The organism is Alteribacter natronophilus (assembly GCF_006007885.1).
Classification (GTDB): domain Bacteria; phylum Bacillota; class Bacilli; order Bacillales; family Salisediminibacteriaceae; genus Alteribacter; species Alteribacter natronophilus.
In genome coordinates this window covers 212,992-233,143 of record NZ_VCRO01000006.1, presented here as the reverse complement: position 1 = coordinate 233,143, position 20,152 = coordinate 212,992, and the positions used below count along the sequence as shown (strand labels likewise).

Below are 20,152 nucleotides of genomic sequence, written 5' to 3'. Positions count from 1 at the left end.
CGCGCTGCCGGTAAGCAGCGCGTCTTTAAGTTATATCCTTGAAAAACCCTCTTCCTCGAGGTAATTGGCAGCCTCACCGTAGGAGTTAAACGTACCGTCCAGACCGGTATCAGCGTAGACATTCCAGTTCTCTCCTTCACGGATAAGAGAGAGGGTGTGGGAGTCCCTGTTGATCCAGAACTCTTCCTCCTCGTCAGTTTCCAGAGCCGGAGACAGGGAGGATATCGACTTTTCAATGACCGAGCGAAGCGCCCTCTCGGTAAAATTCCGGATGTTCACCATACCTTTATCGTTCACCTCATAACCGGTCAGTTCACCGGCATAGACAAAGCCGTTCCCGTTCGGGTGAAGATGATATACAACGTTTTTTTTATCTTTTACACTGCCGGGGAAATGAAAGTTCACTCTGCCGAGAGACACATCGTGACGTTCCAGTTCAGGAAAGGATTCAATAATCGCCAGTTTTTCTTCAAATGAAAGCATGGGTCAGGACCTCCAGGTTCTTGTATTCATTCTGCTTATTATATCAATGATCCTGTTCCGTGAAAATATACACAGGCGTAAAAGTCCTTTATGTGACATTTATAAGAATAGTCTTATAGTTCAATAGATTTTCCCGCTGATCATGTTACAATGGAAACAGGATAAGCAGAGGGAGAGTCGGATCATGAAGCGCTGGTTTAAAAAGCTGTCAATAATCATGATGACATTTATCACAATGGGCACTTTCATCCCGCCCGGGAGCATTGATGTGGATGCGAAATCAGGCGGCGAGGCGCTGCCGCCGGACGGAGACGATGATTTCTCCGGTCTGGATGAGGACGGGCTTGATGAAGACGAAGCGTCTGAGCTGGATGAACCGTTAACGGACTCGGAGTCCATTGACGATGTGATTGACCGGATTACCGAGGAAGCACGTGAACATACACTGCGCAAACTCGGTCCTAAAATATCCAGACAGATTGAAGATGAAGTGATGTCTGCCATCATGCCGAATATGGAAGATGTCCTGAATACGATTATTGAGGAAGCAGGGGAAGACCGCTACTCCGGATTTACAGTGTCAGAGGAACCATCAGCCGGTTATGGTGAACGGATCTTCAACATTCACGATACCGAAACTGACGAGGACGTAGCGAAATTTCACGTCCGCCGGGACAACCGTCCCCGCGACGGCTACTGGTTCAATTTCCATTATCACCTGAGCAGGGACAATTTCGAAGAGCATCACCAGCTTGGGGAAGTATACTGGGACAAGAACACACCGCCAAAGTGGATGTCATAGCTTTAAAGAAAAGCTGTGCTGGTATAATCGTATAGAGATTGCTGCTATTGACCAGATTAATTATTTTTTGGAGCGAAAGGTACAGTTTAAAGAAAAGATGAGGATGGGACAAAACAGTCTCTAACTAAGTAAAACACGGTGCCAATGATCGCTTTTCGGATGGTAGGCAGGACAGCTGGTTGAACGGAGGAAGCCATTGAAAGCTTCATCCGGTATGGCTTCAACGAGATCATTGACCGCAAAAGCAACATCATTTTCTTGCAGTTTATATGAAAGGTCCATTGGCAAAATCTTTAAACATAAGGAGACCTCCGATTCTGTTAGGATGTGGTGATATAACTTTATCAGAAGGTATCCTTTTTGTGTTCATATTCGTTGATTGTTCAAAATCACGAGACGCCTGCGGGAAAAGCAAGAGCTGAAGATCCACCGGGGTGATCTTCCCCGGTTAGCTGAAGCCTTGCCCGCGGCAAGCGAGTGAATTTTTGAACAATCAACCGTTAAAATACTTTCTACAGCAAAAGGCCCTCACCGACGGTGAGGGCCCTTCTATTTAGCTGAGTTTTGTCCCATCCTCTTTATTTTTCTGAATGCCGGGAGCCTTACTCCACTCGGCGTGTCAGTTAATGAAGCAGGTGGAGTCGTGCAGCGATGCCTTCCTTTCCAGCCGTTTGCTCCGGATGCAGCTGTATAGTAAACTGGGCAGAGAAAAAGCTGAGAAGAAAAGGTGTGAACGTATGAATTCATATATCGTGATTGGGGCTGGTATTTTAGGGGCTTCCACTGCCTATCATCTTGCCAGATCCGGTGCGGATGTCACTGTAATAGACAGGGAGGACACCGGCAGGGCAACAGACGCCGCTGCCGGGATCATCTGTCCCTGGCTGACCCAGAGGCGGAACAAACCGTGGTTCCGTCTCGTAAAAGGCGGCGCCGCCTACTACCCTGAGCTTGTGAACATGCTGAAGGAAGACGGGCAGACCGAGACGGGATATTCCAATGTAGGCGCCATGCTTCTTCATTCGAAAGAAGACGTAGTGGATAAAATGGTTGCACGTGCTGCGGAGCGGAAACCGTCGGCTCCGGAGATGGGAGAAGTAACCCGTCTGTCACCTGAAGACGTCAAAGCCCGTTTCCCGGTAATTGCCGAAAAATACAGCGGTGTTTTTGTAAGCGGAGGTGCCAGGGTTGACGGCCGTCTCATGCGAAAGGCCCTTATCAATGGTGCGAAGAAGTACGGAGCCCGTTTTATAACAGGTGACGCAGCTATTATTTACGAAGGAAACCGTGCCATCGGGGCAAAAGTGAAGGAACAGGTATATGAGGGAGATGCAGTGATCGTTACCGCAGGTGCGTGGGCAAGAGAAGTGCTGGAGTCCGCCGGCGTCCCGTTTCAGGCAACGTTCCAGAAGGCGCAGATCGTACACCTTGAGCTGCCGGATGCGGATACGGAAGACTGGCCGGTGATTATGCCGCCGGGAAGACTGTACCTCCTTACATTCGGCGGCGGCCGGGTAGTGGTTGGAGCTACTCATGAGGATGAAACCGGATTCGATCCGCGTGTTACGGCAGGAGGCGTGCAGGAAGTGCTGTCAGGCGGACTGGGAGTGGCACCGGGACTGGCAGATGCGACTCTGGTGGAAACGCGGGTAGGATTCAGGCCTTTCACACCGAACTTCCTTCCTGTAGTGGGCTCCATTCCAGGAAAAGAAGGGCTGTACGCAGCTAACGGACTCGGGTCTTCCGGACTTACATCCGGCCCGTTTCTTGGAGCTGAGCTTGCGCGAAAGGTTCGGGGTGAAAGTACGGAACTGGACTTCGGAGACTACGATCCAGCCGCTGCGATTGAAGAATAAACAGAATTAAAAAATGAAGAGGCCGGGACATAAAGAAAGTATTTTGATGAGAATCCGAACAAAAAGCTGACAAGCGGATGAAATATTCGCCGACTCCTGCGGGAGGAAAAGCGCAGGTGAGACCCCTTAAGTAGCGAAGCACGCGGAGGCTCAGCCGCTTCCCGCGGAAAGCGGCGTATATTTCAGGAGCGATTTATCAGCATCGCATATTATTTGTTCGGATTTTCGTCTGTAAAAATACTTCTGTCCCAGCCTCTTCTCATTATACGGTGAGATTTTCTGTTCACTGCGTCTGCTGCTGTCGCTGCATCGGAACCGTTTCAATTTTTGCCCTGGACGGAGAAAAGTGACGATCCAGGAAAGCAACAGTTTCTGTCCACGCTTTTTCCCCGCCCAGAGCATTCGCTTCTTCCGTCCCGCCGGTTAAAAACGGCCTGCCGGACGGCTGGTGGGCCGGGAGGTAGGGAATTGTGATGACATGACCTGCACCCTCAAGTGCCACATGTCTTTTTTCGTGTGGAAAAGAACTGCCGGACAGCCTTTCCATCATCGATTCACACATTGGCCCGGATGGCCAGAGAGAATCCTCCTTGCCGCTGATCAGAAGGATTGGTCCGTTGATTTTCTCCACAGGTATGGCCGCCGCGGAGGCATCTTTCGCTTTTTCAAGGCTCCGTTCGTATACCGGCCGCATACTGACAGCTTCATTTTTCCACTGAGTTACAAGCTGCTCAAGACGCATTCCCAATGAAAGAGAATAGGGAACGAACGGTATAGGTTCCCCGTCTTTTGTCCAGGAGGAACTTTTAAGGCCCTGTCTGTGACTCTGAAACACGTGACTTGGGGGCATTTCCCCGATTACAGCTTTAATCCGGCTGTTTTGTGAGGCAGCCAGGAGTGCCAGTTCCCCGCCTTTGGAAATTCCCAGACAGGAAATTTCGTTTCCGTTAATGTTTGGCTGCTCACTGAGCCATTCCACTGCTCGGTCTACCGTTTCAAGGGGGATTTCGTGAAGATCATGCGGCAGAGGCGGGTAGCCGAAGTACCCGAGAGCAAGTACCCCGTAGCCGTGGGACGCCAGGAGAGCAGCTGTTTCATCGTAAGTGCCGCCTTCCGAACCACCGAGAACAATAACAGCCGGAAGAGCCAGTTCATTTTCCGGAAAAAAGAATGTTCCCTGGCAGTCAGGCGTGTCCACTTCCTCCCGCTGAACGTGCTCTTCCCTGAACATACGTGTCACAACTCTTTCTGCCACCATGTCCCCATCCTCATTCAGGATCGTTATCGTGATATGAAACGGTGCGAGGGTATTCCTCTGCAGAACGGACTGGTCTGAATCACCGGAAGCCGGTTTTAATTCTCTTAATAATGTTCGAAAATCAGGTTCCTGTGAGTCGCCGTTAATCTGCACTTTTCCTTCTTCATCAGCGTGAACGGTAATCGCAGAGTGCCATGGGTGCTCCAGAGCATCCCGCCAGAGCGCTTCAATGGTAACTTTTTCTCCCGGAGAGAAGCCATCCATGTGAAAACGGATTGTTTCATCCACGCGTCCAATATCGGGGTATAAAAAACATGTCAATCTCATTCACCTGCCGTCAAAGTAGTCGGCGAACCGGGAGCGGATGTCATGAAGTAAACAGTCTGTCCGCCTGTCTCATCTATATTCGATATAAGAGGAAAAAACACATTCATTTATTTCAATTCTCCTGTAAATGAAGGCATCCGGATAGAGCATACTTAAAAAAGCTGTCTCCCTTTACGGGAAACAGCTTTTTAAGTTTCTTCCTATTGACGGTTCGGATTGGAGTTATATCCTCCTGTAAAAATCGCAGCAAGAAAGGCTGCGCATACGCCCAGAATTAATAGCAGGTTCATGAACTGCCGCCTCCTTCAAACGTCTTCTTAAAAACAATATACCACGAAAATAATACAGATGCACGTCCAAATTCTTTCCCTCGTACCGCCCTCTCACTTATAATGGTAAAAGAACGCAGAAAATATGAGGAGGCAGGTACAATGTATGTTGTCATGAATGAACTTCACGTACCAAAAGAAGGCCGGGAAAACGTATCGGGCCGTTTTGCCGAGAGTGCAGAAAGAATGAAGCAGGTACCTGGATGCCTGGACTTTATGTTCCTGGATCCGGCCGATGACGACAACTACCAGGTAGTGCTGACAAAGTGGGAATCCGAAGATGACTACAAAGCCTGGGTGGACAGCCGTGCTTTCAGGGAATCCCATAAAAAACGCCGGGAAAACCTTGATAAAAGTCCAACATCGGGCAATAAAGTCTACGAATACAAAGCGACGCATCACCTCTGATTGCCGGAAGCCATCCTTCAAACTGAACAGTAAACCAGGCCTGTCTCCGTCAACCGCGGAAGGCAGGCTCTTTTAATGGCTGATTCCCTGCAGTTTAGACTGATGTGCCGGGGACGGCTGAGTTCCGGAAATAAAGCAGCTCATTCCGGAGCGTTACTTTAGCAGAATGTCGCAAAATCGCGGATTTTACGAGCATGTCTTTTTAAAGAGAGTGAATGATCCCCAAAAGACACGCATAGTATGAACCAAGATATCTGGTTGTTTCCCCAGCCAGTATTGGGAGGAGGCCCCAAATGGACATTCTTAATAAAATTGCGCATTACCGGGAAGAGGAAGAGAACCTGAAATGGGAAGGGACATTCGCGGAGTACCTTGATATTGTGAGAGAAAGACCGGAAGTGGCACAGACTGCACACTCCCGTATTTATAACATGGTAAAAGATGCGGGTGTGGAAGAGGTTGACGGTAAAAAACATTACCGCTTTTTTGACAATCAGATTTACGGCCTTGAAGATGCACTGGAGCGCCTTGTTGAGGAGTATTTCCATTCCGCAGCCAAACGTCTCGACGTGAGAAAACGGATCCTGCTTCTTATGGGACCTGTCAGTGGTGGTAAATCGACCCTTGTAACAATGCTGAAGCGCGGGCTTGAACAGTACTCCAAGCATGATAACGGAGCTGTTTACGGTATTAAAGGCTGTCCGATGCACGAGGACCCGCTTCATCTTATTCCTCATCATTTAAGGGAGGATTTTAAGAAGGAAACGGGCATCCGGGTGGAAGGGAACCTGTCTCCCCTTAACCTGATGCGCCTTGAAAAAGAATACGGCGGAAGAATTGAAGATGTCATAGTAGAGCGTGTTATTTTCTCCGAGGACCGCCGCTGCGGGATTGGAACATTCAGCCCGTCAGATCCAAAATCCCAGGATATTGCCGATCTGACAGGAAGCATTGACTTTTCCACCATTGCCGAATACGGGTCCGAGTCCGATCCGCGTGCCTACCGCTTTGACGGGGAGCTGAACAAGGCAAACCGTGGCCTGATGGAGTTCCAGGAGATGCTCAAGTGTGATGAAAAGTTCCTCTGGCATTTATTATCCCTTACTCAGGAAGGAAACTTCAAAGCAGGACGATTTGCCTTAATCAGCGCGGATGAAATGATTGTGGCACACACGAACGAAGCCGAATATAAATCGTTTATTGCAAACAAGAAGAACGAAGCCCTGCATTCAAGGATTATCGTTATGCCGATTCCATATAACCTCAAGGTTAGTGAAGAGGAGCGGATCTACGATAAGATGATCCGGGACAGTGACATTTCGAATGTTCACATCGCTCCGCATGCCCTGAAGATTGCAGCGATCTTTACGGTGCTCACCCGTCTGAAGGAGTCCAAGAAAAACGGTGTGGACATTCTGAAAAAGATGAAGCTTTATGACGGGGAGAGTGTGGAAGGTTTCAATACCCAGGACGTGGAGGAGCTGAAGAAGGAGTACCAGGATGAGGGAATGAACGGGATTGACCCGCGTTACGTCATCAACCGGATCTCCAGTGCGATCATCCGAAAGGAACTCACGTCTATTAACGCTCTTGACGTGCTCCGTTCAATCAAGGATGGCCTTGACCAGCACGCCTCGATTTCGAAGGAAGATCGTGAACGGTATATGAACTACATTTCCGTTGCCCGTAAAGAGTACGATGAAATCGCGAAGAAGGAAGTGCAGAAAGCGTTCGTCTACTCATACGAGGAGTCTGCCAAAACTTTAATGGACAATTATCTCGATAATGTGGAAGCTTACTGCAACAAAAATAAGCTGCGCGACCCGCTTACCGGGGAGGAAATGAACCCGGACGAAAAACTTATGCGGTCCATTGAAGAGCAGATTGGTATTTCCGAAAATGCGAAGAAAGCGTTCCGCGAAGAGATTCTCATCCGTATTTCCGCCTACGCACGCAAAGGGAAGAAGTTCGACTACCAGTCCCACGAGCGTCTCCGTGAAGCGATTCAGAAGAAGCTGTTTGCCGATCTTAAGGATGTCGTAAAAATTACAACGTCCACCAAAACGCCGGATGAAAACCAGCTGAAGAAAGTGAATGAAGTAATCGCAAGGCTCATTGAAGACCATGGCTATAATTCAACTTCAGCCAACGAGCTGCTCCGCTACGTCGGAAGCCTGCTTAACCGCTGATCAAAAAAACTCCCGGGGAAAAGAGGCCCCGGGAGTTTTTTGTGCTTCAATAAGGTGGCAACTCATGAATAAATTCTGAGGGTGCGAAAGCGAGCGTAAGGCGTGGAGCGAAGCTTTTGTCCAGCAAACTCCCTATGAAAAACATTCATGCGTAAATGAGTTTCATAAAGTAAGAAGTAATCCTAAGTTAATATGATGAGCGCCTGCACACGAACAGGAGCTCCCGAAAGCACACAGTTCAGGCCATCATGAGCATAATTGGTTTTTATATTCCGGCAGACGGGAATACACCACGTAACACCGGTTTCATCCCCTTCCCTCCCCTTCCCTCCCTTTCCCTTACATAACTCCATTTTCATTTACTAAATAATATTCTCAATAAGAAGCTTGCATCCTTTGCTTCAAAATAACGGAAATGTCGTTGTAAAGCCCAATCAAATTTATCCCTATTAACTATAATTATAATCTGATAACCGTTTAAAAAATACAAATCCGGCTAATATGTTAGTAGAAACCAACTGAGGATGCCATCAACAAAAAATGGAGGAGAACAAAAGGATGAAAACAGAAGACAAGATAAGTCGCAGAGAGATGAAGGAGCCTCTGAAGCGGAAAAACTGGAAGCTTGAACTGTGGAGCTGGACCAAAACATTTGCCATTGTATTCATCATTGCGGCCCTTGTCAGGGGTTTCATGTTTACCAACTACGTCGTTTATGGACAATCCATGATGCCGACGATCAATGACGGAGAACGCATTATCGTCAATAAAATCGGCTATGAAATTGCAGAACCCAACCGGTTTGATCTGATTATCTTTCATGCAACGGAAGATACCGACTACATTAAACGGGTCATCGGACTACCTGGAGACACGCTGCGCTATGAAGAAGATACACTTTACATTAACGATGAGCCGCACGATGAAGAATTTCTTGCACAGTTCAGGGAAGAACAGGGCGGGGGCATATTAACTGACGACTTTACACTTGAGGATATAACAGGAGAACTTGAAGTACCGCCGGGACACATATTCGTTCTTGGTGACAATCGTCAGAACAGTATAGACAGCCGCCAGATCGGATTTGTTCCTATGGAGCATATCGTTGGCCGTGCCAATATGGCATACTGGCCCCTTGAAGGGTTCCGCCTGTTTTAGGTAACCGTCAGTCCGCGGTTGACTCAGAAGGAAATTGCACGCCGACCAATTGGACGGCGTGCTTTTTTTCTCATAAAGTAGACTTTTCACATAATCATCCCGGATCAGGGTTGAGCCGGTTCCAAACCCGCTGTAAACTGGTTGTACACGGTCGGAAGGGGGATGCCATGCGCAGAGTTTACGGGATTTCGGTAGCAGGGAAAATAATTGACGGTCAGACGCGCTGTACACACTACCACTCGGAAAACGACATACTCGCTATTAAAATGAGGTGCTGCGGAACCTATTATTCATGCATCACATGCCATGAGGAAACAGCCGGTCATACTCACAGGAGGTGGCGCACAGATGAGTTCGACGAAAAAGCTCTTCTGTGCGGGAGCTGCGGCCACGAGATGACGATCAGGGAATACCTCGCAGACAGCAGTGTCTGCCCCCATTGCGGGAAGCGGTTTAACCCGGGCTGCCGTCTTCATCATCACCTTTATTTTGAAACAGAGAAAAAAGTATAGATGCCAGTCCTGTTTGCTGTTCAGACGGCTTAAAAAGGCATAAAGGGATTTGGAAGCTTTATTATCACCTCAGGAAGCTGATAAAGGAAGAAAAAAGAGCCGGTCAGGGACCAGGCTCTTTTTCCGTACATAATAATTACAGTTGCTACGCCTGCTGTTTACTGCGGTCCGATTTTCTTTCCTGCCTGAGTGCTTTCATCATGGAGAAGATCATGAGAATCATGATAATGGAAAACGGCAGTGCTGCGATAATCAGGGCATTTTCCAGAGCCTGAAGGCCACCTGTATACAGAAGAATCAGGGATGTAGCAGACAGCATGATTCCCCAGACGAGTTTAATGACCCTTGACGGGTTCAGATGTCCGCCGGTCGTCTGCATACCGAGAATAAATGTCCCGGAGTCGGCACTTGTGATAAAGAATGTGCCAATCAGCACGATTGCCACGTACGACATGATCGTCCCGATCGGCGCATACTGTTCGAATACCCCGAACAGCGCTTCTTCGGTTGCCAGTTCGGAAATCGCAATAATGCCGTTTGTTTCAAGCGTGATTGCGGTACCTCCGAAAGCCGAGAACCAGGCAAAACCGACAAGGCATGGTACCAACAAAACACCGAGGACAAATTCACGAAGCGTCCGGCCTTTTGAAACCCTGGCAATAAATGAACCTACAAACGGCGCCCAGGCAATCCACCACGCCCAGAAGAATATTGTCCAGCCATCGATCCACTCCCGGGCCTCGGGATCGTTAGGCGCAAGGCGGAAGCTCATGGTTGGAAGCGTCTGAAGGTACGTTCCCAGTGTGTTCGTAAAAACGTTAAACGCGTAAAGCGTTGGTCCTGCAATGAGGATAAACAGAAACAGTACCGCAGCCAGAATCATATTTACATTACTGAGATATTTAATGCCGCGGTTAAGCCCTGTATATGCTGAAATCATAAACAGCACGGTAACAACGGCGATGATCATAAACTGTACCCAGAAACTGTTGCCGACAGCGAGCAGATAATCGAGCCCGCCGTTAATCTGAACGGCACCGAAACCGAGGGTACTGGCTACACCGATGACGGTAGCTGTAACGGCAGTGATATCAACAATTTTACCGGCAGTGCCTTCTGCGTATTTACCGAGGATCGGCGTCAGTGTACCGCTGATCAGCCCCGGTGCACCTCTCCGGAATTTAAAATACGCAAGAATTAAAGCGACAATCGCATAAATTCCCCAGGCATGTACCCCCCAGTGAAAATAAGTAAAACGCATCGCATCACTGATTGCCTGGTCGGTCCCGGGTACGGTTGTAGGTGAACTGATCATTGAGTGCGAGATCGGTTCAGCTGCTCCCCAGAATACGAGGCCGATCCCCATCCCGGCGCTGAACAGCATGGCAAACCATGTGGCATAGTTGTAATCCGGTTTGTCTTCAGGTTTTCCAAGCTTGATTTTTCCGTAAGGTGTAACAACAAAAAACAGGCATACCAGGACGAATCCGGAAACGATCAGAAGATAATACCAGCCCATAGTCTCGGTTATGACTCCCCTGATCTCGCCGGTAAGCTGCTCTAGTGTGCCGGGAGCCAAAACCCCGAATAATACGATAAAGATAAGAATTCCCAATGCTCCCCAGAAAACAGGTGTGACTTTGTTCACGTTCAATCCTCTCCTTAGTAACGAAGGTTGTTACGTTATCTTCCCTTAATTACGTTAAAAACATGACTAAATATGAAAAAAGAACCAGTTTTATTTTCCTGGTTCAGTAAAATCCCAGTTGCCACAGGCATTACAGCTTTTTTACGCCTGCAGAAAAGCTTCCGGAACATAAGCCTGTCCGGTGAAAGGCCTGTCCGACCCAAAGGGGGTGCAAGGAGATGTAGGGACTTGTATATTTATCAGATTTTTTTGTCAACTACACGAGCCTTCTGCATAGGATAAAGTAAGCTATCCAAAATGGATGGCGTGTCGGCAGACGGTTGACAGTTCACGGGATGTCGTCACTCTTATATGTATGTGCATGAGCAGAATATTGTGCCTGTCCGATAAGATTTTTGTACGACTGCGTCGAATTGATTCCTGTTAATAAAGCAGACTGAACCAAAGCAACGGAAAGAGTGACAGTGGTAAAGGGCCGGTGAGCCCTTCATACAGATGAGCCGGATGACTCAGCTTAGTGAAAGAGCCTGATTATTTCCGTTACTTGAGTGACGATGGAAAAGATGTTTAACACTGAAATGAAGGAGGGAGTAAGACAATGAAAAGTAATGTCGGTAAAAACTATGTTGTCTCTCAGGATAATTGGTCCCTCCACCGAAAAGGCTATCAGGATCAGCAGCGTCACCAGGAAAAAGTCCAGGAAGCGATTAATAAAAACCTCCCTGATCTGGTGAGCGAGGAAAGCATTGTTATGTCAAACGGCCGGGATGTCATAAAGATTCCAATCAGATCTCTTGATGAATATAAAATCCGCTACAATTATGACAAAAACAAACATGTGGGCCAGGGAGACGGTGACAGTGAAGTCGGTGATGTGGTAGCAAGAGACGGTTCTCCGCAGCAGGGGGCCGGAAAAGGTGAAGGCGCCGGGGACCAGGCCGGTGAGGACTATTACGAGGCGGAGGTTGCGATTTCCGAACTGGAGGAGCTTTTATTTAAGGAGCTTGAGCTTCCGAACCTGCAGCAGAAGGAAGAAGACAATATTGTCATTGAGGATATTGATTTCAATGATATCCGTAAGAAAGGTCTTATGGGTAACATCGATAAGCGACGGACAATTATCCAGGCAATCAAGCGGAACGCCATGAGCGGGAAGCGGAGTATTATGCCAATCTACAACGATGATCTGCGTTTTAAGACTTGGAATGAGAAAGTAAAACCCGAATCCAAAGCCGTTGTTCTGGCAATGATGGACACAAGCGGCAGTATGGGTCGCTGGGAAAAGTATATGGCCAGAAGCTTTTTCTTCTGGATGACCCGTTTTCTCAGAACAAAATATGAAACGGTTGATATTGAATTCATCGCCCATCATACCGAGGCAAAAGTTGTATCCGAAGATGACTTCTTCATGAAAGGAGAGAGCGGCGGTACCATCTGTTCCTCTGCATACAGAAAGGCACTTGAACTGATCGACGGCAAGTATTCACCCGAACGTTATAACATTTATCCTTTTCATTTTTCCGACGGCGATAACCTGACATCAGATAATCAGCGGTGCCTGAAGCTCGTAAAGGAGCTGATGGAGCTCTCCAGTATGTTCGGCTACGGCGAGGTCAATCAGTATAACCGTCCGTCAACACTGATGAGCGCCTATAAAAATATCCGGGACGATCGCTTCCGTCACTATATCCTGAGGGAGAAAGCCGATGTGTACCAGTCTTTGAAATGGTTCTTCAGAAAAGAGGAGGAAGTTCTTCAATAGGGAAAGCTGCCGCTTCTACGGTCGGGGGAACCCGATTGTGAGGGGCGGCTGCACCTTTGTATTCTGTTGTCGGACAACCTGAACAGGCTGCATACTGAAAGCGCTGTCAAAAAATCCGGTCTTTTTTCATTTCCATATTCCAGGTGATCAAAGCTATAGAGAAAAAACAGGCCCTTTTACGCGGTAAAGGGGCTTTTTTCTGCTGAGGGGTTGTCTTACAACCTTAATAATCTATTTACAAAATATGAAAGACTATGAGAGGAACTATTGTAAAATAAGGGTTTTATTCTACTAAGTATGATGAATTGTGACACAATATATTAATTATTTGTAAATTGCGTAGACAACGAATCGACATAATTGTATACTAGGAATCGTTCAAGTTGTTAGACAACTGATTCTTTATGTCTACATATTGAGGGTTGGAGTCGAGGGCTTGAATAGTAAAACACATATTTGGGGGGAATTACCTTGTTTAAGAAGAAATTTCTTTCTGTAACACTTGGTCTTGCAGTTGCTACAGCGCTTACAGCGTGCGGCGAAGGTGACGATGCTGAAGGCGGTGCCGACAACGGAACTGACGACGGCAACGGAGAAGACACTGCTGAGGAAAATGGCGATGAAGAAGCAGCCGATGACATCGACGAACTGATCATGGGCTTCGTACCGTCCCAGGATGCAGGCGAAATTGCTGACACAGCTCAGCCCCTTGCAGACCGCCTTTCCGAGGAGCTCGGCGTTGATGTTGAAGCTTCAGTTATGGTTGACTATGTAGGACTTATTGAAGCAATGAGAACGCAGCAGGTTGACATCGGTTTCCTTCCTCCGTTTGGATTTGTTCAGGCCGAAGATCGCGCCGGAGCAGAGGTAATCCTGAAGGCCGAGCGTCACGGAGAAACTTCTTACAAAGCACAGTACACTGTGCCGGCTGATTCTCACCTTGAAACAGTAGAAGATCTTGCAAACGAAGAAGGTCTTACATGGGCATATGCAGATGACCTGTCCACTTCCGGCTTCCTTTTCCCTGCATCCCAGCAGAAAGAATTTGGAGTTGAGGACCTTGACGCCCACTTTAACCGTGTGACTACAGGTGGACACGACAACGCACTGATTGCGCTTTATGACGGTGCTGCTGACTTCGCTACAACATTTGATGATGCACGTGACAATCTTGCGGACGAGTTCCCTGATGTATACGATGACCTTCGTGTTCTCGGGTACACAGATCCAATTCCAAACGATACAATCTCTGTAAGAAGCGAACTGCCTGAACAGTGGAAAGAAGACATCAAAGCTGCTTTCCTGAGCTTCTCGGATGATGAGGAAATGCTTGAAGTGCTTGACGAAATCTACAACTGGACTGGTATCGCGGAAGCTGCTACAGAAGACTACGATATCGTACGTGAAGTATTCGCTGAGTTCGAAGACGAGCTTTCTGAATAATAAAGACTGAGAATAAAACTGGTTGAAACCGGGAGTCTTCTCCATAAACCGTTCGGAGAAGACTCAAGGTTTCATTGATTAATATAAAAAATATGTGAACTTATAAATCAAATGCGGCCAAAACGGATAATTGCCACGGTGTTCCTGGTCGCTGTTTCTTTATACTTTGCACCACGAGGACTGACGTCAGACCTTTGTAGGTTCGATATAAATATTCACTCCGGTTATTTTATCGGATTCTCAATTTAAACATAGCCGGGCCTTATGTGTCAAGAGCTATCTGTCAAATCCTCTTTAAAATGAATGATCATCCAATAGTACATAACTATTGAATTTCATAATAAATGAACGCAAACAGCGGAAACAGGACCATTGCATTCATATTGAATTATGTGACAAAGGGGAAGGAGAACGCAATCATGCTAGAGTTTAAGGATGTAAGTTTAACGTATCCGAACGGTCATCAGGGGCTGAAAAATATTAACCTGAAAATCAACGACGGGGAGTTTGTTGTTGTAGTCGGTATGTCAGGTGCTGGTAAATCAACATTGATCCGCAGCATTAACCGTCTTGTTACACCAACGTCAGGGGAACTTCTCATCGATGATGAAAACATTCTGAAATACAAAGAAAACAACCTTCGGAAACTCCGCACAAAAACAGGGATGATCTTCCAGCAGCACAATCTCGTTAAGCGGATGTCCGTTCTCCGTAACACACTGTCCGGCCGACTTGGGCACATGGGGACACTGCGAAGTCTTCTGGGGATGTTTCCGCAGGATGACGTAAATCTCGCTATGTCCAACCTGAACCGGGTGGGTATTGGTGAAAAAGCCTATACACGTGCCGACCAGCTCAGTGGAGGACAGCAGCAGCGTGTCAGTATCGCCCGCGTTCTCACACAGAAACCGAAAGTTATTCTGGCTGATGAGCCGGTAGCAAGTCTTGACCCTCCTACAGCACACAAGGTTATGTCCGACCTTAAACGAATCAGCCGTGAGGACAACCTTACAACTCTGGTCAACCTTCACTTCATCGATATGGCGCAGGAGTTCGCCGACCGGATTATCGGTTTAAGGGATGGAGAAGTCGTATTTGACGGTCCGGTAAGCGAAGTGAGCGATAAAACCTTCGAGGAAATCTACGGCCGTCCGATTAAGGAAGATGACCTGCTCGGAGGAGATGAGGACTAATGGAAACAGGTAAAAATCTGCAGAAAGGAAAAGGACGTATACCAGTAACTCCAACCGGGCTGAAATGGTATCTTTCCAGCAGCATTTTCCTGGTTCTTGCTCTTTACGTTCTCTCTGCCTTTTATACAGATGCTTTTCCAAACCGTGTTATAGAAGGATTTCCAATTATATTCGATTTTATATTTGATGATCTGATCCCGCCAAACTGGAGCTACGTGGGGACGGTATCAGCCGCCCTTCTTGAAACATGGAACATCGCTCTTCTCAGTACAACTTTTGCAGCGATCATAGCGATTCCGTTCTGTGTTCTTGGTGCAGCGAACATCAATACGAACAAATATTTCTATCAGTTTATGCGTGCTTTCCTTAACCTTCTCCGTACGATACCAGAGGTTATCCTTGCAGTTCTATTCGTTGCGGTAGTTGGTCTTGGAGCACTTTCCGGGGTGCTTGCCCTGACGATCTTCTCACTGGGGATCTTTGCAAAGCTCATGAGTGAGACTATCGAGACGATCGATTCCGGACCGCTTGAAGCGATCCGGGCATCCGGAGGGAATGTAATTCAGGTTATTGCCTACGGCGTTGTTCCACAGGTGGCGCAGCAGTACGCCTCTTATGCTCTTTACGTCCTTGAAATTAACGTGAAAGCATCTGTTGTATTAGGTTTCGTAGGTGCCGGGGGAATCGGTCTGATTCTCCGTCAGCAGCTGAACATGTTCAACTATGCGAACGTATCAACTGTTATTATCCTGACATTTGTCACAATCACAATTATTGATTACGTTAGTAATAAGGTAAGGGAGGGGCTGAACTAATGAGTAACGATGTGAAATTCCCTCCAAAACCGAAACGTACGAAGCTTAAGATTAAACTCGGAATAACACTGGCTGTACTGGCAGCGCTTTATACTGTAGCACTCACAACAACCGGATTCGAGGTTCGCCCATCGGCATCATCTGCATGGCATACGCTTCAGCGGATTTTTATTGCCCCTCTGTTTGACGCTGATACAAGAGCGGCTTTCCCTGAGCTTGTGGGCTACATGCTTGAAACGATCGCAATTGCCTATGCCGGACTTTCCATTGCGGCTATTCTCGCAATACCGGTCGGATTCCTTGCAGCCCGTAATATGACGGGAAATAATCTGTCATACATCGGAAAAGGAATTCTTAACGCCATCCGGGCAATTCCGGAACTGATTTTTGCGATCATCTTTGTAGCAGCAGTAGGGATCGGGCCTTACGCCGGAGTGCTTGCCATCAGTATCAACTCGATCGGAATGCTCGGTAAACTTTACGCAGAAGTGATTGAGACGATTGATATGTCCAAGGTTGAGGCGATCAAGGCGAGCGGGGGTAACCGCGTTCAGGCTATGTGGTACGGCGTGCTTCCGCAGGTAGTGCCTGAGTTCAGTTCCTATGCGATTTACCGTTTTGAGATTGACGTTCGTGCTTCAACCGTACTCGGAATCGTAGGTGCCGGAGGAATCGGGTTCCCGCTTCTTCTTGCTACGCAGCAGCGTAACTGGGAAGACGTCGGTATGATTCTCTATGTTGTAGTCATCTTCGTAACAATTATTGATATTGTCAGTGGTAAGATCCGTAATAAACTTGTTTAAACCGTCAGTCAGTGCCTGAATTAAATATCTGGCTGGACTAAAAGGATACAGAAACGGAACGGGTTCAGCCTGCTTTTTGAAGCGGCTGGACCTTTTCTGTGACTTTTTTGGGGGAGGGATGCGGAAATGGAGAGGACAGAGATATACCGTTCTGCCTGTAACTGGGCAGAGCAGGCAGGAAAGATGCTTACCGCATCACTGGAAAACGAGCGTAAAGTGGAATATAAAACATCGGCAGCAGACCTGGTAACTGAAATGGACAGAGCTGTTGAAGAGTTTTTCGCTGAAAAAATAAAAGAAACCTATCCGGATCACTTTATTCTTGGAGAAGAGGGGACGGTTTCCGGACAGAAAGATTATACATGCGAACAGGAAACCGTCTGGCTGATCGATCCTGTTGACGGGACGACGAATTTTGTTCACCAGAAAAGGAATTTTGCCGTTTCTGTCGCTGTTTTTCATAAAGGGACGCCGGTGGCCGGTGTGATTTACGACCCGGTGGCAAAAGAAATGTTCCATGCACTTAAAGGAGAAGGGGCATGGCTGAATGAAAGAAAAATGCCGGGTTTGAAGGAGGTGTCGCTGAAGGAAGCGCTTGTGGCAATGAATTCCCTTTGGCTGGCACCGAATGATTATGTGGACTGTGAAAAAATGCAAAGGCTTACCACCACGGTACGTGGTGTCCGCTGCCAGGGTTCTGCGGCACTGGAACTGGCCCATGTTGCCTGCGGCAGGCTGGATGCCTCAGTCGCTATGGGACTTGGCCCGTGGGATTTCGGCGCGGCTCTGGTCATTTTAGAGGAAGCAGGAGCGACCGTAACTGCAAAGAGCGGCGAGGCTGTTTTCCCGTTTGCCCCTTCTTCCGTTATTGCAGCAAGGCCGGGGCTTCATGAAAAACTGATTTCAGATTACTTTATTCAGCCCTGAATGAGAGTGGAGGATGGCAATGTCTGTATCGAGTGAAAAAGAACTGCTTTATATGAAAGTTGTCAACCAGCTGAAAATGGATTTGAAAACGAGAGTGCTTCCTCCCGACATGAAGCTCCCGTCCGAACCGGAGCTTGCGAAAAAACTCGGTGTCAGCCGCACGACCCTGAGGGAAGCTCTCGTTATTCTTGAAAGTGAGAACATCGTCAAAAGAGTCCACGGCAAGGGTACATATGTGAGAGGCCAGGCACTGATCGAGAGCGGAATCGAAGAGCTTTCCAGTATATCGGAGCTGATCATACAGAACGGAAAGGAACCGGGGACCAGCATGTATACGCAGGAGACGGTGAACGCGAGCGAGGAGGAGCGTACCCGCTTCAAGCTTAAATCGGGCGAAAAAGTGAAGGCGATCAGACGGATCCGCACAGCAGACGGCGATCCTGTTGTGTACTGCAAAGATACACTGCCCGCCTCTCTTTTCGGGAAAAATCATCAGTTTTCCGACGAATCGCTGTTTTCCGATCTGGAAAACGCAGCCGGCATTGAGGTGGATTATGCCGTCTCAAAAATAAAATCCCGGGGCTACGTTCCCGAAGTTTCCGATGCTCTAAACTGTACGGGCGATATGAGCCTTCTTGTACTGAGCCAGATGCATTTTGATACGAAAAACCGGCCGGTCCTCTATTCAATCAACTACTTCCGTTCTGATCTCTTTTCATTTACTGTTCTGCGCACAAAAAAATAAGACATACAGCAGCCTCCTGTGAGTGAGGGCTGCTGTTTTTTATTGCGAAAAAAGGGAACATAAGAATAATAAGACTACTGAAAGGAGAGGATTTCTTCATGCCATGGACAAAAAATGATTACCCGGATTCGATGAAAAATCTTGATAAAGAGGTAAGAGACAAAGCAATAGAAATTGCCAACTCACTTCTGGAGGACGGGTACGAGGAAGGGCGTGCAATTCCCATCGCCATAGACCAGGCAAAGGAAGTAGGACCCGAAAGTGATGTCACCTATCACATTACCGAAAGTGACGGAACGTGGGAAGTGAAGAAGGAAGGCGCAAAACAGGCATCAGATTCGTACGATACGAAGCAGGAAGCAATGGACCGCGGTGACGAGCTCATCGAGTCCAGGAACGCGAAGCTCGTAATTCACCGAATGGATGGATCGGTGGAGAAAACAAAAAAAGCAACGGAATAGGTGCAGTGGTCAGGGAAAGAGGCTGGGATTAAGTAAATTGTTTAACTGATAATCGGGACATATAGCTGACAAGCGGAGTATATTTAAGGAATAAATTTACCTGGTCAGCATATTGACTGTTCGGATTTTGGTCTATAAAAACACTTCTGTCCCAGCTTATTTTTATGATTTTTGCGACATGTGGTTTTAAATGGCTGTAAACCAGGCGACGCGATATGGGCCCGAAAGAAAAATAAATGACTCTCCTCCCCGATTCTCTGGTACTATACTAATACAACATAATCAGGAGGGGAGTCAGGATGAAACGATGTGCAGTATTCTGCGGCTCAAGAGCAGGACGGCACCCGGAATACACCGCCTCAGCCAAAGTGCTTGGACGGGTGCTGGCCGAACGTAATATCGAACTTGTATATGGCGGTTCAAGTGTGGGAATTATGGCCGCAGTGGCAGATGGGGTACTGGAAAACGGAGGCCGCGTAATCGGGGTGCTCCCGGAATTTCTCGGAAGCAGGGAAGTCGCTCACCGGAAACTGACGGAGCTTCACATGGTGAACACGATGCGGGAGAGGAAGAAGATGATTTCCGATCTCTCCGACGGGTTCATTTCCATGCCCGGAGGCATCGGAACGATGGAGGAATATTTTGAAATGCTGACACAGGAGGTCCTCGGACAGCACATAGGGAAAAATGGACTGCTGAACATAAACGGTTATTATTCGCCTCTTATCAGTTTTTTTGACCATATGGAGGAACAGGGATTTCTGGATGCAGAAGTACGCAGAAAAATTGTCGTCGAGGAGGATCCGGAAATACTTATCGAGAGGATATTCGAGTGAGTTCCGGCGCTATGGGGACCGGAAAGTACCCATTCCACAATAAGCAGAAGCCCTGACTGCAGGATGCGAGTGAACAATCAGCCAATATAAGATTTTAAGGCTGTTTTCATAAAGGTTGTTGGATTTTTTTAGAGGCTGAGGCGTTGCCCGCGGAAAGCGTCCGCCTGCAGCGTCATAGAATATAATCTTTTCGAAAA

At 47.6% G+C, this 20,152-nt stretch carries 18 protein-coding genes; 15 read left to right on the top strand and 3 right to left on the bottom strand.

Going from position 1 to position 20,152, the window contains the following annotated elements:
• Positions 1–30: 30 nt before the first annotated feature.
• A complete protein-coding gene (locus FGB90_RS17505) occupies positions 31–483 on the bottom strand; it encodes a hypothetical protein (RefSeq protein ID WP_138812155.1) in 453 nt (150 codons plus the stop codon).
• 184 nt (positions 484–667) lie between these two features.
• On the opposite strand from FGB90_RS17505, the gene FGB90_RS17500 reads away from it, so the two are divergent.
• Together FGB90_RS17500 and FGB90_RS17495 are read left to right on the top strand one after the other, a co-directional pair.
• Positions 668–1,285 (top strand): YpjP family protein, encoded by a 618-nt coding sequence (locus FGB90_RS17500; protein WP_246056236.1) that lies wholly within the window; start codon positions 668–670, stop codon positions 1,283–1,285.
• A 737-nt stretch (positions 1,286–2,022) separates the two neighbouring features.
• Positions 2,023–3,141 carry an NAD(P)/FAD-dependent oxidoreductase gene (locus tag FGB90_RS17495; RefSeq protein ID WP_138812154.1) on the top strand — a complete coding sequence of 373 codons (1,119 nt, stop codon included), beginning with the start codon at positions 2,023–2,025 and terminating at the stop codon, positions 3,139–3,141.
• 283 nt (positions 3,142–3,424) lie between these two features.
• On the opposite strand, the gene FGB90_RS17490 is transcribed toward FGB90_RS17495, so the two are convergent.
• Positions 3,425–4,720: an acyl-CoA thioester hydrolase/BAAT C-terminal domain-containing protein gene (locus tag FGB90_RS17490; RefSeq protein WP_171051900.1), complete on the bottom strand. Its 1,296-nt coding sequence runs from the start codon at positions 4,718–4,720 to the stop codon at positions 3,425–3,427.
• Positions 4,721–5,157: 437 nt separating this feature from the next.
• On the opposite strand from FGB90_RS17490, the gene FGB90_RS17485 reads away from it, so the two are divergent.
• From FGB90_RS17485 to FGB90_RS17470, 4 genes are all read left to right on the top strand, one after another.
• A complete protein-coding gene (locus tag FGB90_RS17485) occupies positions 5,158–5,463 on the top strand; it encodes an antibiotic biosynthesis monooxygenase family protein (RefSeq protein ID WP_138812152.1) in 306 nt (101 codons plus the stop codon).
• A 293-nt stretch (positions 5,464–5,756) separates the two neighbouring features.
• Positions 5,757–7,652 carry a PrkA family serine protein kinase gene (locus FGB90_RS17480; RefSeq protein ID WP_138812151.1) on the top strand — a complete coding sequence of 632 codons (1,896 nt, stop codon included), beginning with the start codon at positions 5,757–5,759 and terminating at the stop codon, positions 7,650–7,652.
• A gap of 558 nt (positions 7,653–8,210) precedes the next feature.
• Positions 8,211–8,810: a signal peptidase I gene (lepB, locus tag FGB90_RS17475; RefSeq protein WP_246056234.1), complete on the top strand. Its 600-nt coding sequence runs from the start codon at positions 8,211–8,213 to the stop codon at positions 8,808–8,810.
• Positions 8,811–8,977: 167 nt separating this feature from the next.
• On the top strand, positions 8,978–9,322 hold the full coding sequence (locus FGB90_RS17470) for a CHY zinc finger protein (RefSeq protein ID WP_138812150.1): 345 nt from the start codon (positions 8,978–8,980) through the stop codon (positions 9,320–9,322).
• 145 nt (positions 9,323–9,467) lie between these two features.
• Here FGB90_RS17470 and FGB90_RS17465 read toward each other — a convergent pair whose 3' ends face one another.
• A complete protein-coding gene (locus tag FGB90_RS17465) occupies positions 9,468–10,970 on the bottom strand; it encodes a BCCT family transporter (protein ID WP_138812149.1) in 1,503 nt (500 codons plus the stop codon).
• Positions 10,971–11,568: 598 nt separating this feature from the next.
• Between FGB90_RS17465 and yhbH the strand changes: the two genes are divergently transcribed.
• The 9 genes from yhbH to FGB90_RS17420 all read left to right on the top strand — a co-directional run bounded on the left by yhbH (position 11,569) and on the right by FGB90_RS17420 (position 19,955).
• On the top strand, positions 11,569–12,732 hold the full coding sequence (gene yhbH, locus FGB90_RS17460) for a sporulation protein YhbH (protein ID WP_138812148.1): 1,164 nt from the start codon (positions 11,569–11,571) through the stop codon (positions 12,730–12,732).
• A gap of 471 nt (positions 12,733–13,203) precedes the next feature.
• Positions 13,204–14,175 (top strand): phosphate/phosphite/phosphonate ABC transporter substrate-binding protein, encoded by a 972-nt coding sequence (locus tag FGB90_RS17455; protein WP_138812147.1) that lies wholly within the window; start codon positions 13,204–13,206, stop codon positions 14,173–14,175.
• Between the two features lie 419 nt (positions 14,176–14,594).
• Positions 14,595–15,368, top strand: coding sequence for a phosphonate ABC transporter ATP-binding protein (gene phnC / locus FGB90_RS17450; protein ID WP_138812146.1), 774 nt, complete (start codon positions 14,595–14,597; stop codon positions 15,366–15,368).
• Positions 15,368–16,183, top strand: coding sequence for a phosphonate ABC transporter, permease protein PhnE (gene phnE, locus FGB90_RS17445; protein WP_138812145.1), 816 nt, complete (start codon positions 15,368–15,370; stop codon positions 16,181–16,183). The genes phnC and phnE (FGB90_RS17445) overlap by 1 nt, the downstream gene beginning before the upstream one ends.
• Positions 16,183–16,986: a phosphonate ABC transporter, permease protein PhnE gene (phnE, locus tag FGB90_RS17440; RefSeq protein ID WP_138812144.1), complete on the top strand. Its 804-nt coding sequence runs from the start codon at positions 16,183–16,185 to the stop codon at positions 16,984–16,986. The genes phnE (FGB90_RS17445) and phnE (FGB90_RS17440) overlap by 1 nt, the downstream gene beginning before the upstream one ends.
• Before the next feature lie 126 nt (positions 16,987–17,112).
• Positions 17,113–17,913 carry an inositol monophosphatase family protein gene (locus FGB90_RS17435; protein WP_138812143.1) on the top strand — a complete coding sequence of 267 codons (801 nt, stop codon included), beginning with the start codon at positions 17,113–17,115 and terminating at the stop codon, positions 17,911–17,913.
• Positions 17,914–17,932: 19 nt separating this feature from the next.
• Positions 17,933–18,658, top strand: coding sequence for a GntR family transcriptional regulator (locus tag FGB90_RS17430; protein WP_171051899.1), 726 nt, complete (start codon positions 17,933–17,935; stop codon positions 18,656–18,658).
• A gap of 98 nt (positions 18,659–18,756) precedes the next feature.
• Positions 18,757–19,119: a DUF2188 domain-containing protein gene (locus FGB90_RS17425; RefSeq protein WP_138812141.1), complete on the top strand. Its 363-nt coding sequence runs from the start codon at positions 18,757–18,759 to the stop codon at positions 19,117–19,119.
• Between the two features lie 299 nt (positions 19,120–19,418).
• Positions 19,419–19,955 (top strand): LOG family protein, encoded by a 537-nt coding sequence (locus FGB90_RS17420; protein ID WP_138812140.1) that lies wholly within the window; start codon positions 19,419–19,421, stop codon positions 19,953–19,955.
• Positions 19,956–20,152: the final 197 nt, after the last annotated feature.